This is a genomic window from Mycobacterium palustre (assembly GCF_002101785.1).
Classification (GTDB): domain Bacteria; phylum Actinomycetota; class Actinomycetes; order Mycobacteriales; family Mycobacteriaceae; genus Mycobacterium; species Mycobacterium palustre.
The window spans coordinates 31,570-45,368 of sequence record NZ_LQPJ01000151.1; the positions used below are offsets into that span (position 1 = coordinate 31,570).

The following is a 13,799-nucleotide window of genomic DNA, read 5'->3' on the forward strand; positions in this document are numbered from 1 at the left end:
TCAGCCGCCCCCGCGTTGAGCATTGGTGATGGTAGAGCTGTCTCGCCAGGAGCTTCCGCTTTCGAGTGCGGCCATCGCGGAACCCACCCGTCACGACCCCGACCAGGGTGGTCATTTCGGCGTGTACGGGGGCCGCTACGTCGCCGAGGCGCTGATGGCGGTGATCGAAGAGGTCACCGCGGCCTACGAGAAGGAACGCGTCAACCCGGATTTCCTGGACACCCTCGACGAGTTGCAGGCCAACTATGCGGGCCGGCCGTCGCCGCTGTACGAGGCGGCGCGGCTGTCCGAGCACGCCGGCTCGGCCCGCATCTTCCTCAAGCGAGAAGACCTGAACCACACGGGTTCTCACAAGATCAACAACGTGCTCGGCCAGGCCTTGCTGGCCAAGAGAATGGGAAAGCGCCGGGTGATCGCCGAGACCGGCGCCGGCCAGCACGGCGTCGCGACGGCCACCGTGTGCGCGTTGCTCGGCCTAAAGTGCGTGGTCTACATGGGCGCGGTCGACACCGCGCGCCAGGCGCTCAACGTCGCGCGGATGCGGTTGCTGGGCGCCGAAGTCGTCTCGGTCGACACCGGCTCCCAGACGCTGAAGGACGCCATCAACGAGGCGTTCCGCGACTGGGTCACCAACGCCGACAACACGTATTACTGCTTCGGCACCGCGGCGGGCCCCCACCCGTTCCCGACCATGGTGCGCGACTTCCAGCGGGTCATCGGCCTCGAGACGCGCGCGCAGATCCAGGCGCAGGCGGGCCGGCTGCCCGACGCCGTCACCGCCTGCATCGGCGGCGGCTCCAACGCCATCGGGATCTTCCACGCGTTCATCGACGATCCGGGCGTGCGGCTGATCGGCTACGAGGCCGCCGGCGACGGCGTCGAAACCGGCAGGCACGCCGCGACATTCACCGGCGGTTCGCCCGGGGCATTCCAGGGATCGTTCTCCTACCTGCTGCAGGACGAGGACGGTCAGACCATCGAATCCCATTCGATCTCAGCGGGTTTGGACTACCCCGGGGTGGGGCCCGAACACGCGTGGCTCAAGGAAACCGGACGCGCCGAATACCGGCCCATCACCGACACCGAGGCGATGGACGCCTTCCGCCTGCTGTGCCGCACCGAAGGCATCATCCCCGCGATCGAATCCGCGCACGCGGTGGCCGGCGCGCTCAAGCTCGGTGCGGAGCTGGGGCGCGGCGCGATCATCGTGGTGAACCTGTCGGGTCGCGGCGATAAGGACGTCGCGACGGCCGCGAAGTGGTTCGGGCTGCTTGGCGACGAGGGCGCGCGGTGACCGTGGAACAGAGCGCGGCGAGCCGGCTCGGTCCCGCGTTCGACGCGTGCCGCACCGACAATCGCGCGGCGCTGATCGGTTACCTGCCCACCGGCTACCCCGACGTGCCCACGTCGGTGGACGCGATGATCGCGCTGGTCGAATCCGGTTGCGACGTCGTCGAAGTCGGTGTGCCGTATTCGGATCCGGGGATGGACGGGCCGACGATCGCCCGTGCGACGGAGGCCGCGCTGCGCGGGGGCGTGCGGGTGCGCGACACGCTGGCCGCGGTCGAGGCGATCAGCGGGGCCGGCGGGCGGGCCGTGGTGATGACTTACTGGAATCCGGTGCTGCGCTACGGGGTTGACGCGTTCGCGCGGGACCTGGCGGCGGCCGGAGGGCACGGCCTGATCACTCCCGACCTCATCCCCGACGAAGCCGGGCAGTGGCTGGCGGCATCGGAGGAGCACGGCTTGGATCGGATCTTTCTGGTGGCGCCGTCCTCGACGCCGCAGCGCCTGGCGATGACGGTCGAGGCGTCGCGGGGGTTCGTCTACGCCGCATCCACGATGGGCGTGACCGGCGCCCGCGACGCGGTGTCGCACGCGGCTCCGGAGTTGGTGCGCAGGGTCAAAGATGTCTCCGACATACCCGTCGGGGTCGGCCTCGGCGTGCGGTCGCGCGAGCAGGCCGCGCAGATCGGCAGCTACGCCGACGGCGTCATCGTCGGGTCCGCCTTGGTGTCGGCGCTGGGCGACGGTGGGCTGCCCGCGTTGCGCGCGCTGACCGAGGAGCTGGCCGCCGGCGTTCGGCAACGGGCGGCCGCGTCGTGACCCGGCTGCTGGCCTACTTCCCCAGCCCGCCGCAAGGCGTGTGGCACCTCGGGCCGCTGCCGATTCGCGCCTACGCGCTGTTCATCATCGCCGGCATCGTGGCGTGCCTGGTGATCGGCGACCGCCGCTGGGAGGCCCGAGGAGGCCGGCGCGGCGTGATCTACGACATCGCGCTGTGGGCGGTGCCGTTCGGGTTGGTGGGCGGGCGGCTGTATCACCTGGCCACCGACTGGCGCACCTACTGGGGCCCGGGCGGCGCCGGTTTCGGCGCGGCGCTGCGGGTCTGGGACGGCGGCCTGGGCATCTGGGGTGCGATCGCCCTCGGCGGCGTCGGCGCCTGGATCGCGTGCCGGCGACGCGAAATCCCGCTGCCGGCCTTCGGCGACGCGATCGCGCCGGGAATCGTGTTGGCGCAGGCCATCGGTCGGCTGGGGAACTACTTCAACCAGGAACTCTACGGCCGGGAGACCACGCTGCCGTGGGGCCTGGAGATCTTTTACCGGCGGGATCCGTCGGGATACGTCGACCCGCACTCGCTCGACGGAGTCTCCACCGGGCAGGTGGCGTTCGTCGTGCAACCGACGTTTCTGTACGAATTGATTTGGAACGTCTTGGTTTTCGCCGCGTTGATCTACGTGGACCGGCGGTTCAAGCTCGGCCACGGCCGGCTGTTTGCGCTCTACGTGGCGGCCTACTGCGTGGGCCGGTTCGGTGTCGAGCTGTTGCGCAACGACACGGCCACACTGATCGCCGGCATCCGGATCAACGTCTTCACTTCGACTTTCGTGTTCATCGGGGCCGTGGTCTACATCATGTCGGCGCCCAAGGGGCGCGAGGACCCCGAGAGCCTGCGGGGCCGCTACGTCGACGAGGATTCGTACGTGCCCGAGCCGGCGACCGCGGCGACCACAGTTTCGGCGACGCCGGCGAGCGAGGTGGTCTCGGCCGGACCGGACGGCGACGGCGCCGAGTCCGCGGAAGCCGAAGCGGAGGAACCCGAGGCGGACGAACCCGAAGCCGACGAGCCCGAAACCGCCGAAACCGCCGAAGCCGCCGAAGCCGCCGAAACCGACGAAGCCGACGAGCCGGAAGTGGCGGACGCGGAGGCCGCCGTGGCCGACGAGGCTGACGAGGCCGACGAGGACAAAGCCGACCAGGCCGGAGAAGATGAGGCGACCGAGGCCGCAGAAGACGGGGAGGCCGAAGCCGAGGAGCCGGACGGCGAGGAGCAGCAGGGCGTGGAACTGACCGCCCCCACGGCCACCGCGGACACCACGTCGCCGGACGCGCCGGAGCCCAGCCGGCGGCGGATGGGTTTCCGGCTGGGGCGCCGGGGCCGCTAGACGTATCTGCCGCAACCTGTCGACGTCAGGCCAGCGGTGGGGCATGCTGACAGCGTGACCGACCAGCCGTGGAACGACGCCGCAGGGCCCGGCCCGCCGTCGCAGCCGCCCCCGCCGCCGGGCTACTCGCGCCCACCGCCGATTCCGCCGTACCCCGCGCCGGGCCCATACGCGCCCGATCCGGGCGCGCCGTTTGGCCGCCACCCGGTGACAGGCCAGCCCTATTCGGACAAATCCAAGACGGTCGCCGGCCTGCTGCAGCTGCTCAGCCTGGTCGGCGTCGGCGGCATCGGTCGCTTCTACATCGGCGACATCGGGGTCGGCGTCGCCCAGCTGCTGGTGGGCTGGCTCACCTGCGGGTTTGGCCTGATCTGGAGCGTCGTCGACGCGATCCTCATCCTGACCGACAAGGTCCCCGATTCGCAGGGGCGCCCGCTGCGCGATGGCACCTAGCCCGGCCCGGTGCACGGCGCTCGGCACCGGCGCCGTGCTGGCCGGCGCGCTGGGCTACGTCGGCCTGGTCGACCCGCACAACGTCAATTCGGCGTATCCGCTGTGCCCCTTCAAGTGGTTCACCGGCTGGAACTGCCCCCTCTGCGGCGGCCTGCGGATGACCCACGACCTGCTGCACGGCGACCTCGCGGCGAGCGTCAACGACAACGTCTTCCTGCTGCTCGGCATCCCGCTGCTGGCCGGATGGATCCTGCTGCGCCGCCGCCGCGGCCACGCCTCGCTGCCGATACCGGCGATGGTGGCCGTCGTCGTCGCGGCGGCGGCGTGGACGGTGCTGCGCAATCTCCCTGGCTTCCCGCTGATTCCGGCCGTGGTCGGCGGATAGCGCGGCCGTGCAACCCGACCGTCCCCGGGCCGCGCGACTATGCTGAGTCGTCGTGAGTAGACGCGGGAAGATCGTCTGCACCCTCGGCCCTGCAACCAACTCCGACGAGCTGATTCTGGCGCTGGTAGAGGCCGGAATGGACGTCGCCCGAATGAACTTCAGCCACGGCGACTACGCCGATCACAAAGCCGCCTACGACCGGGTGCGGGCGGCTTCGGACGCCACCGGCCGCGCGGTCGGGGTCCTCGCCGACCTGCAAGGCCCCAAGATCCGGCTCGGGCGCTTCGCCACCGGCTCCACCTACTGGGCCGACGGCGAGACGGTGCGGATCACCGTCGCCGACTGCCAAGGCACCCACGACCGGGTGTCGACGACGTACAAGAAGCTGGCCAGCGACGCCACCGTGGGCGACCGCATCTTGATCGACGACGGCAAGGTCGGGCTGGTGATCGACGACATCGACGGCGACGACGTCGTCTGCACCGTCGTCGAAGGCGGCCCGGTCAGCAACAACAAGGGCATGTCGCTGCCCGGCATGAACGTCTCCGCCCCCGCCCTGTCCGAGAAGGACGTCGAGGATTTGACCTTCGCACTGAACCTGGGCGTCGACCTGGTCGCGCTGTCGTTCGTGCGCTCGCCCTCCGACGTCGAGCTGGTGCACGAGGTGATGGACCGGATCGGGCGGCGGGTGCCGGTGATCGCCAAGCTCGAAAAGCCCGAAGCCGTCGACAACCTGGAAGCCATCGTGCTGGCGTTCGACGCCATCATGGTGGCCCGTGGCGACCTGGGCGTCGAGCTGCCGCTCGAAGAGGTGCCGCTCGTGCAGAAGCGGGCCATCCAAATGGCCCGGGAGAACGCCAAACCCGTCATCGTGGCGACCCAGATGCTCGACTCCATGATCGAGAATTCGCGGCCGACGCGCGCCGAGGCGTCCGACGTCGCCAACGCCGTGCTCGACGGCGCCGACGCCGTGATGCTGTCCGGGGAGACCTCGGTGGGCAAGCACCCGCTGGCGGCCGTCCGGACCATGTCGCGGATCATCTGCGCCGTCGAGGACAACTCCACCGCCGCGCCGCCGCTGACGCACGTGCCGCGCACCAAGCGCGGGGTGATCTCCTACGCCGCCCGCGACATCGGCGAGCGGCTCGACGCCAAGGCGCTGGTCGCCTTCACGCAGTCCGGCGACACCGTCAAGCGGCTCGCGCGGCTGCACACCCCGCTGCCGCTGCTGGCTTTCACCGCGTGGCCCGAGGTGCGCAGCCAGCTGGCCATGACCTGGGGCACCGAGACGTTCATCGTCCCGATGATGACGTCCACCGATGGCATGATCCGCCAGGTCGACAAGTCGCTGCTGGAACTGGGGCGCTACAAGCGCGGTGACCTGGTGGTCATCGTCGCCGGCGCGCCGCCGGGCACAGTAGGCTCGACCAACCTGATCCATGTGCACCGGATCGGGGAGGACGACGTCTAGCACGTAGGCAGAGGAGCGCTTGTGCCGGTCGGCAAGCAGCCGGGTTCCGACTTCGACCAGCTGCTGGAGATATTCGACCTCAACCGGGTCGGCGACGACGTGTTCATCGGGTCGCACCCCACCAAGAACCCGATGCGCACCTTCGGCGGCCAGCTGATGGCGCAGTCGTTCGTCGCCAGCAGCCGCACCCTGGTTCACGAGAACCTGCCGCCCAGCGCGCTGTCGGTGCACTTCATCAACGGCGGAGACACCGCCAAGGACATCGAGTTTCGCGTGGTGCGGCTGCGCGACGAGCGGCGCTTCGCCAACCGGCGGGTCGACGCCGTGCAGGACGGCACGCTGTTGTCCACGGCGATGATCGCCTACATGGCCGGCGGCCGCGGCCTCGAGCACGCCGTCGACGCGCCGCGGGTGCCCGACCCCGAGACGCGTCCGCCGGTCAAGGAGCTGCTGCGGGGCTACGAGGAGACGGTCCCGCACTTCGTCAACGCCCTGCAGCCGATCGAATGGCGCTACACCAACGACCCCGCCTGGGTGATGCGCGACAAGGGTGAGCGGCTTTCCCACAACCGGGTCTGGGTCAAGGCGCTGGGGCAGATGCCCGACGACCCCGTGCTGCACACCGCGGCCTTGGTGTACTCATCGGACACCACGGTGCTGGACTCCGTCATCACCACCCACGGGCTGTCGTGGGGTTTCGACCGCATCTTCGCCGCCTCGGCCAACCACTCCGTGTGGTTTCACCGGCAGGTCGATTTCGACGACTGGGTGCTGTATTCGACGTCGTCCCCGGTGGCCGCCGATTCCCGCGGCCTGGGCACCGGGCATTTCTTCGACCGCTCCGGGCAGGTCGTCGCCACGGTGGTGCAGGAAGGCCTGCTGAAATACTTTCCGCCCGCGCGCCGATAGACAGGGCACGAAGACCCGGGAAACGCGCGCGTGATTTTGCCCCAGCAGGGCGCTGATCAGGCGTAAGTTGCTGTCAGCCGGGTATTCGGTGCAGAGGCGGCGACACGCCGCCCAGCTGTTTTTCAGCGCATCGGGGAGGTGAGCATGAGCGGATCGCCGGTCGGCGTCGCGGCCAAGCCACGCGCGCGCGAACGCGTTGTCGTCCATGTCGATACCGTCGCGGCGCGTTGGATCGGGGCCCTGGCGCTGCTCTGCGCGGCGGGCTGGTTCGTCGTCGTTTTGGTCCACCACCATCAGAATCCCGGCTGGTACTACGCCGACCGGTTGGGATGGTCGCTGACGGTCCTGGGCGCGGCGGCGTTCATCGCCCGCGGCATCTTTCTGGGCCGCCCGGTGACGGCCATGCACGCCGCCACCGCCGCGTTTTTCGTCCTGGCCGGCCTGGGCGCGCACGTCCTGTCGTTCGACCTGCTCGGTGACCTGCTGATCTTCGGCTCCGGGATGGTGCTGATGTGGCCGACGTCGACGCATCCGCGGCCCGAGGACCTGCTGCGGGTGTGGGCGTTGATCGACGCGACCCGCGACGACCCGCTGGCGCCGTTCGCCATGCAGACCGGCAAGTGCTACCACTTCACCGCCGACGGCACCGCCGCGCTGGCCTACCGCACCCGGATCGGGTACGCGGTGGTCGGCGGGGATCCCGTCGGCGACGAGGCGAAATTCCCCGAGCTGGTCGCCGACTTCGCCGCCATGTGCCACGCGCACGGGTGGCGCATCGCGGTGGTCGGCTGCAGCGAGCGGCGCGTGCCGCTGTGGACCGACCCGGCGGTGATCGGGCAGTCGCTGCGGCCCGTCCCGATCGGCCGCGACGTCGTCGTCGACGTGGCGAACTTCGAGATGGTGGGCCGCAAGTTCCGCAACCTGCGCCAGGCCGTCAAGCGCACCCACAACTTTGGCATCACCACCGAGATCGTCGCCGAGCGGGAGCTCGACGACGGCCTGCTCGCCGAGCTGATAGACGTGGTGCGGGCCTCGCCCAGCGGGGCGCACGCGGACCGCGGCTTCTACATGAACCTCGACGGCGTGCTGGAGGGCCGGTTCCCCGGCACAAAGCTGATCATCGCCCGCGACGCGTCGGGGCGGGTGCAGGGTTTCCACCGGTACGCCACGGCCGGCGGCGGTAGCGACATCACCCTCGACGTCCCGTGGCGGCGCCGCGGATCGCCCAACGGCATCGACGAACGGCTCAGTGTCGACATGATCATGGCCGGCAAAGAGGCTGGGGCACAGCGGGTTTCGCTGTCGTTCGCGGCGTTCCCCGAGATCTTCGAGGACAAGGAGCGCGGGCTGCTGCAGCGGATCTTCTACCGGTTGATCCACGTGCTGGACCCGCTGATCGCGCTCGAATCGTTGTACCGGTACGTGCGCAAGTTCCACGCGCTGGACGCGCGGCGCTACGCGCTGATCTCGATGACGCAGCTGATTCCGCTGCTGTTCGTGCTGTTGACGCTGGAGTTCATGCCGCGCCGGCGTCACTTGTGAATCGCGGCTCGGCGCGCGTCCGCGCATGTCGGCTCGAACCCGCGCGCTAGTGTGCTGTGGTCGGCTCAGCGAAGAAGCCGATAGAACAGTTGAGCGAATTCATGACGACAGCAGCAGACGCGCCGGCGATCGAGTCCCGGGTCGGCCATTACTACCAGCTGGGCTACCCCTACCTGGTCGGCCGCGAGAAGGTCCGCGAATACGCCCGCGCCGTGCAGGACTACCACCCGGTGCACTGGGACGAGGCCGCCGCGGCCAAGCTGGGCTATTCGGGGCTGGTCGCGCCGCTGACCTTCACGTCGGTCCCGGGCATGACCTGCAATCGGCGCATGTTCGAATCGGTGGTCGTCGGCTACGACACCTACCTGCAGACCGAAGAGGTCTTCGAGCAGCACCGCCCGATCGTGGCCGGCGACGAACTGCTCATCGACGTCGAGCTGACGGCGGTGCGCAGGACCGCGGGCCGGGACTTCATCACCGTCACCAACACCTTCACCGACACGGCCGGCGAGCGCGTGCACACCCTGCACACCACGGTGGTCGGGCTGACCGCCGAGGACGTCGATCCGGCGATCAAGGTTGCCGCGCAGAACGCGATGATGCACGACGTCGACATCTCGGCGGTCGGTGACGACGACGGCGGCTACCGCAAGACGGTGCGCCCCGAGGGCGAAATCCGCATCGCCGACGGCACCACCCGCACGCCCGGGACGCCGCGCTTCGAGGACGTGGCGGTCGGCGACGAGCTACCGGTGCGCCACGCCCGGCTGTCCCGCGGTGACCTGGTGAACTACGCCGGCGTGGCCGGCGACGCCAACCCGATTCACTGGGACGAAAACCTCGCCAGGTTGGCCGGGCTGCCCGACGTGATCGCCCACGGGATGCTCACCATGGGACTGGGCGCCGGGTTCGCCTCCGCGTGGTCGGGTGATCCCGGCGCGGTGACGCGCTACACGGTGCGACTGTCGCAGCCCGCGATCGTGCCGGCGGCCGAAGGCGCCGACATCGAGTTCAGCGGCCGGATCAAGTCCCTGGACCCGGCAACCCGCACCGGTGTCGTCATCGTCGCCGCCAAGTCCGGGGGCCGGAAGATCTTCGGAATGGCGACGCTCAACGTCCGGTTCCGCTGAGCCCCAACGGCGTCCGCTGCGATGCCGCAAAACCGCTGGCTTGTCGCCGGTAACTGAGCTGCGGCGCCCCTGTGGTCGGGCGGTCGGGTGACCGGCGCGGAATGGCCGCCGGGCCGGCGGTGTTGATGGCGGCATGGCCACCGGAATCATCATCAATCCACGCTCGAGCGCCCGCAACCTCGTCGACGACGTGATCGAACAGGCCACGCGCGCACACGACCTCGGCGTCGGTCAGGTCTGGCTGCCCCAGCGCGTCAACTACGACGCGATTTCGTTGGCGGGGCTGGTCGGGGCGGCCGTGCCGGGGCTCGGCGTCGGCACCTCGGTGGTGCCGATCAACCCGCGACACCCGCTGATCGTGGCGTCGCTGGCGCAGACCGCGCAGGCCGCCTCGCACGGCCGCTTCAGCCTCGGGATCGGGTTGGGGGCCCGCCGGATTGAACACCGGACGTTCGGCGTCGACTGGTCGAACACGGTCGAGCGGCTGCGGGACCATCTGACGATCCTGCGCTCTGTCTTCGACGCCGGTCGCGTCGACTTCCAGGGCAGGGAGCTGAGCGCCAGTCCCGCGTGGCCGGCGGGCGTCGCCGGCGGCACACCGGTGCCGGTGTATGTGGCCGCGATGGGGCCCAAGGCGTTACGCGTCACCGGCGAGCTCGCCGACGGCACGCTGCCATACCTGGCCGGCCCTCGGACCATCGGCGAATTCATCGCCCCGGCGATCACCGAAGCGGCCGCCGGCGCGGGCCGCCCCGCGCCGCGCATCATCGCCGCGGTGCCGGTCGTGTTGTCCGGCGACGCCGACGCCGCGCGCACCCGCGCCGCCGAGCAGCTGAGCTTCTATCAGACCATCCCGTCGTATCAAAAGGTCATCGCCCGGGAGGGCGTCGACAGCGTGACCGAGCTCGCCGCGCTCGGGTCGGAGGATGCGGTGGCCAAGCAGTTGCGCCGCTACCTGGACGCCGGGGCGACGGACCTGGTCCTCAGCCCGTTGGACGACTCCGAATCCCTTGACCGCGAAGCGCTTTGGAGGCTCACCGCCTCGGTGTGAGCCCTTCCGGTGCCGGGTCGGTGACGCGTAGTTCGCGACAGCCGATACCGCGTGGTAGGTGGTGGGTGGCCACCACCACGGTCCGCCCCGCCGAGAACAGCCGCGGGTCCGGGCCCAGCAGGTCACGCAGGATCGCTTCGGCGTCGGTCGCGTCGAGGTGCTCGGTGGGCTCGTCGAGCAGCACGACGCGGGCCGGGGAGATCACCGCCCGCGCCAGCAGCAGCCGCCTTCGCTGACCCGCCGAAACCGCCTGCGCGCCACCGGTCAACACGGTGGACAGGCCGTCCGGCAGGCTCGCGAGCCACCCCCCGAGGCCGACCGCGTCTAGCGCCGCGGTGAGTTCGTCGTCGCGGCAGTCGCCGCGGGCCACCAACAGATTGTCGCGCACGGTCGTGGCGAACAGGTGCGCGTCCTCGGCGAAAAAGCCGACCGCGCTGTGCAATTCGTCTTCGTCGAGGCCACCGACGTCGGCCCCGTCCAGCAGCACGCGTCCCCGCAGCGGCGGCAGCAGCCCGGCGAGCGTCATCAGCAGCGTCGTCTTGCCCGAACCGCTGGCCCCGGTGACGGCCAGCCGGGCGCCCGGCGCCAGGTCGAGCGCCACCCGGATGGGCCGCGCCGCGTCGGGGTGACCGGCCACGGCATCGGCCGACAGCCGGCCGGCGCCGGCCGGTACCGGCCGGCCGCGCGCACCCGTTGCGCCGGGTGGGGCGAGCTCGAGCAGGCGCCGCGCGGCGATCCGCGACCGCGTCAACTGCACCGCGGCGGCCGGGAGGGCCGTCGTCGCCTCGAACGCCGACAGCGGCAACAACATCAGCACGGCCAGCGTGGTGGGGGCGACCGTCTGGGCCAACCCGATCCCGGCCACCACCGCGCCGAGCACGCTGGCACCGATCGCCGCGGTCGGCATGGCCTCGGCGATCGCGGCGGGCCGGGCCGCCGCGTCCAGGGCATCGCCCCAGGCCCGTTGGCGCCGTCGCGATTCGGCGATGATGCCGGGCAACGCACCGGCGACGCGAAGCTCCGGCGCGTGCTCGAGGGCGATCATCGCCGCGGTGTCGCGCTCGGAATGATGTTGGCGCGCAACCATTTCCTGCCTCGCGGCGGCCCTGCCGGCCAGCCGGGGCGCGACGTAGCCGGCGATCAGCAGGCACGCGGCGAGCACCGCGGCGGCCGGTGGCGAGATCGCCGCGATCGTCGCCGTCGCCGCCAGCGCCAGAATCGTCGCGACGCCGATCGGCACGAGGGCGCGCACCACGACGTTGGCCAGTTCGTCGACGTCGGCGCCCACCCGCGCCACCAGCTCGCCGCTGTGCAGCCGGACCGCGGCCGCGGCCGGTCCGCGGGTCAGCCGGTGATAGATCTGGGCCCGCGCGGTGCCGGCCGCGCGCAGCGCGGTGTCGTGGGTGGCCAGCCGCTCGCAGTAGTGCAGCACGCCGCGGGAGATCGCGAGGGTGCGCACCGCGACGACCGCGACCGACAGGTCGAGCACCGGCGGCATCTGCCAGGCCCGCGTGATCAGCCACGCCGACACCCCGGCAAGGGCCAGCGCGCTGCCGAGCGACAGCGCCCCGAGCGCGACCGCCGCCACGACCCGGGGCAGCCGCGGGCGCAGGAGGCCGATCGCCGCGAGGTTTGTCGCGCGGCGACCCGCTACGCCCGGCTTCGCCGCGCTTGCGATCGCCGCGAGGTTTGTCGCGCGGCGACCCGCTACGCCCGGCTTCGCCGCGCTTGCGATCGCCGCGAGGGCATCAGACCGGCGCATGACGCACCTGGCTGTCCGCGGCCACCTCCACCACCTCGTCTGCGATGGCGAGGACGGCCTCGCGGTGCCCGACGACCACCACCGTCGCGCCGGCGCGGGCGCGCTCGACAATGGCCCGCAGCACCCGTCGTTCGGTGCCGGCGTCCAGATGCGCGGTGGGCTCGTCGAGCAGCAGCACCGGGGCCGGCGAACCGAGAGCGCGGGCAAGCCCGAGCCGTTGCCGCTGGCCCAGCGACAGCCCGACCCCCCCGCGGCCGAGCGCGGTGTCCATCCCGTCCGGCAGCTCGGCCAGAACCGCATCGAAACCCGAAGCGGCACAAGCCGATTCCATATCCGCCACCTTGCCGAACAGCGCGAGGTTGTCGCGCACGGTGCCGGGCACCAGCGCCGGTCGTTGGGGCAGCCACGACAGCTGGCGCCACCACGCCGCCGGGTCCAGGTCGGCGACGTCGACCCCAGCGACGGTGACGCGGCCCGACGACGCCGCGGTGAGCCCGGCGATCGCCTGCAGCGTGGTGCTCTTGCCGGCGCCGTTGCGCCCGGTCAGCACCGTGACCAGGCCGGGCTCGAGCACCGCGGTGAGGTCGCGCGGCGCGCGGCCGTCGCGGCCCAGCACGCTGAGGCCCTCGAGGCGGATCTCCGCGCCGCGCGCGACGACCGTCCGGGTGCGCTCCGCCGGGGCGGCCGGCTCCCCGATGAGGGCGAACGCCTTGTCGGCGGCGGTCCTGCCGTCCTGGGCCGCATGGAATTCCACGCCGACGCGCCGCAGCGGCCAGTACACGTCCGGTGCCAGCAACAGCACGGTCAGGCCCGTCGCCAACGTCATCTGACCGAACACCAGGCGCAGGCCGATGCCGACCGCGATCAGCGCCACCCCCAGCGTGGCCAGCAGCTCGAGCACCAGCGCCGACAGGAACGCGATCCGCAGCGTCGCCATCGCCGAACGCCGGTGCGCCGCAGCGAGTTCGGCGATGCGGTGTTCGGGGCCGCGGGCGCGCCCGAGCGCCCGCAGCGTCGGGATGCCCGCGATCAGGTCCAGCAGCCGCGCCTGCAGCGTGGTCATCGCCTCCAGCGCGGCCGCCGAACGCTCGGCCGTGGCCAGCCCGATCAGCACCATGAACATCGGGATCAGCGGCAGGGTGATCACCACGATCAGCGTGGACTTCAGGTCGTAGGCGGCGATCACGGCGACGGTGGCCGGGGTCAGGATCGCGGCGAGCAGCAGCGTGGGCAGGTAGCCGGTGAAGTAGGGCCGCAGCCCGTCCAGGCCGCGGGTGACCACCACCGCGGCGGCGTCGCGCTGCGCGGCCAGCTCGGCGGGTTGGCGGGCGGTCACCGCCGTCAGCACCTGACCGCTCAGCTCGGCGATCACCGCGCTGGCGCCGCGCTGGCCCAGCCGCGCCTGCAGCCAGTGCGTCACGGTGCGGATCGCCCACAGCGCCACCAGGATCGACAGCGGCGCCAGCCACGCCCGCACGTCGCGCGCCGCGCGGTCGCCGACGACACCCGCGACGATCCCCGCCAGCACGATCGCCGAGCCGATCGCGCAGCCCGAGATGACGACCCCGCAGCCCACCGCGGCGACCAGGTAGCGGCGCAACGCGGCCGACGCCCGCCACAGTCGCGGGTCCAGGGGAGCCCGCGTGC

Annotated in this window: 12 protein-coding genes; 10 read left to right on the forward strand and 2 right to left on the reverse strand. The window is 71.3% G+C overall.

Annotation, left to right across the window (positions count from 1 at the left end; translation table 11 throughout):
- The first annotated feature begins 28 nt into the window (after window positions 1-28).
- The 10 genes from trpB to AWC19_RS27045 all read left to right on the forward strand — a co-directional run bounded on the left by trpB (window position 29) and on the right by AWC19_RS27045 (window position 10,390).
- The gene (trpB, locus tag AWC19_RS27000) at window positions 29-1,294 is read left to right on the forward strand and encodes a tryptophan synthase subunit beta (protein WP_085081139.1); all 1,266 of its coding nucleotides are present in this window, start codon (window positions 29-31) and stop codon (window positions 1,292-1,294) included.
- Window positions 1,291-2,106 (forward strand): tryptophan synthase subunit alpha, encoded by an 816-nt coding sequence (gene trpA, locus AWC19_RS27005; RefSeq protein ID WP_085081140.1) that lies wholly within the window; start codon window positions 1,291-1,293, stop codon window positions 2,104-2,106. The genes trpB and trpA overlap by 4 nt, the downstream gene beginning before the upstream one ends.
- Window positions 2,103-3,449, forward strand: coding sequence for a prolipoprotein diacylglyceryl transferase (locus AWC19_RS27010; RefSeq protein WP_085081141.1), 1,347 nt, complete (start codon window positions 2,103-2,105; stop codon window positions 3,447-3,449). The genes trpA and AWC19_RS27010 overlap by 4 nt, the downstream gene beginning before the upstream one ends.
- 54 nt (window positions 3,450-3,503) lie before the next feature.
- Entirely contained in the window at window positions 3,504-3,902 is a 399-nt protein-coding gene (locus tag AWC19_RS27015; protein ID WP_085081142.1) for a TM2 domain-containing protein, read from the forward strand.
- Entirely contained in the window at window positions 3,892-4,287 is a 396-nt protein-coding gene (locus AWC19_RS27020) for a DUF2752 domain-containing protein (protein ID WP_085081143.1), read from the forward strand. The genes AWC19_RS27015 and AWC19_RS27020 overlap by 11 nt, the downstream gene beginning before the upstream one ends.
- A gap of 52 nt (window positions 4,288-4,339) precedes the next feature.
- Entirely contained in the window at window positions 4,340-5,758 is a 1,419-nt protein-coding gene (pyk, locus tag AWC19_RS27025) for a pyruvate kinase (protein WP_085081144.1), read from the forward strand.
- 21 nt (window positions 5,759-5,779) lie between these two features.
- Window positions 5,780-6,667 (forward strand): acyl-CoA thioesterase II, encoded by an 888-nt coding sequence (locus AWC19_RS27030; RefSeq protein ID WP_085081145.1) that lies wholly within the window; start codon window positions 5,780-5,782, stop codon window positions 6,665-6,667.
- 144 nt (window positions 6,668-6,811) lie between these two features.
- Window positions 6,812-8,209: a bifunctional lysylphosphatidylglycerol flippase/synthetase MprF gene (locus tag AWC19_RS27035; protein WP_085081165.1), complete on the forward strand. Its 1,398-nt coding sequence runs from the start codon at window positions 6,812-6,814 to the stop codon at window positions 8,207-8,209.
- A gap of 101 nt (window positions 8,210-8,310) precedes the next feature.
- On the forward strand, window positions 8,311-9,339 hold the full coding sequence (locus AWC19_RS27040; protein WP_085081166.1) for a fused (3R)-hydroxyacyl-ACP dehydratase subunits HadA/HadB: 1,029 nt from the start codon (window positions 8,311-8,313) through the stop codon (window positions 9,337-9,339).
- Window positions 9,340-9,472: 133 nt separating this feature from the next.
- Window positions 9,473-10,390 carry an LLM class F420-dependent oxidoreductase gene (locus AWC19_RS27045; protein ID WP_085081146.1) on the forward strand — a complete coding sequence of 306 codons (918 nt, stop codon included), beginning with the start codon at window positions 9,473-9,475 and terminating at the stop codon, window positions 10,388-10,390.
- Here the strand turns inward: AWC19_RS27045 and cydC are convergent.
- Together cydC and cydD are read right to left on the reverse strand one after the other, a co-directional pair.
- A complete protein-coding gene (gene cydC, locus AWC19_RS27050) occupies window positions 10,374-12,152 on the reverse strand; it encodes a thiol reductant ABC exporter subunit CydC (RefSeq protein WP_085081147.1) in 1,779 nt (592 codons plus the stop codon). The genes AWC19_RS27045 and cydC overlap by 17 nt on opposite strands.
- Entirely contained in the window at window positions 12,139-13,752 is a 1,614-nt protein-coding gene (cydD, locus tag AWC19_RS27055; protein WP_085081148.1) for a thiol reductant ABC exporter subunit CydD, read from the reverse strand. The genes cydC and cydD overlap by 14 nt, the downstream gene beginning before the upstream one ends.
- Window positions 13,753-13,799: the final 47 nt, after the last annotated feature.

Coding starts and splice junctions, on each gene's coding strand:
- trpB (WP_085081139.1), top strand. CDS start 29: ATGGTAGAGCTGTCTCGCCAGGAGCTTCCGCTTTCGAGTGCGGCCATC.
- AWC19_RS27020 (WP_085081143.1), top strand. CDS start 3,892: ATGGCACCTAGCCCGGCCCGGTGCACGGCGCTCGGCACCGGCGCCGTG.
- AWC19_RS27035 (WP_085081165.1), top strand. CDS start 6,812: ATGAGCGGATCGCCGGTCGGCGTCGCGGCCAAGCCACGCGCGCGCGAA.
- AWC19_RS27040 (WP_085081166.1), top strand. CDS start 8,311: ATGACGACAGCAGCAGACGCGCCGGCGATCGAGTCCCGGGTCGGCCAT.
- AWC19_RS27045 (WP_085081146.1), top strand. CDS start 9,473: ATGGCCACCGGAATCATCATCAATCCACGCTCGAGCGCCCGCAACCTC.
- cydC (WP_085081147.1), bottom strand. CDS start 12,152: ATGCGCCGGTCTGATGCCCTCGCGGCGATCGCAAGCGCGGCGAAGCCG.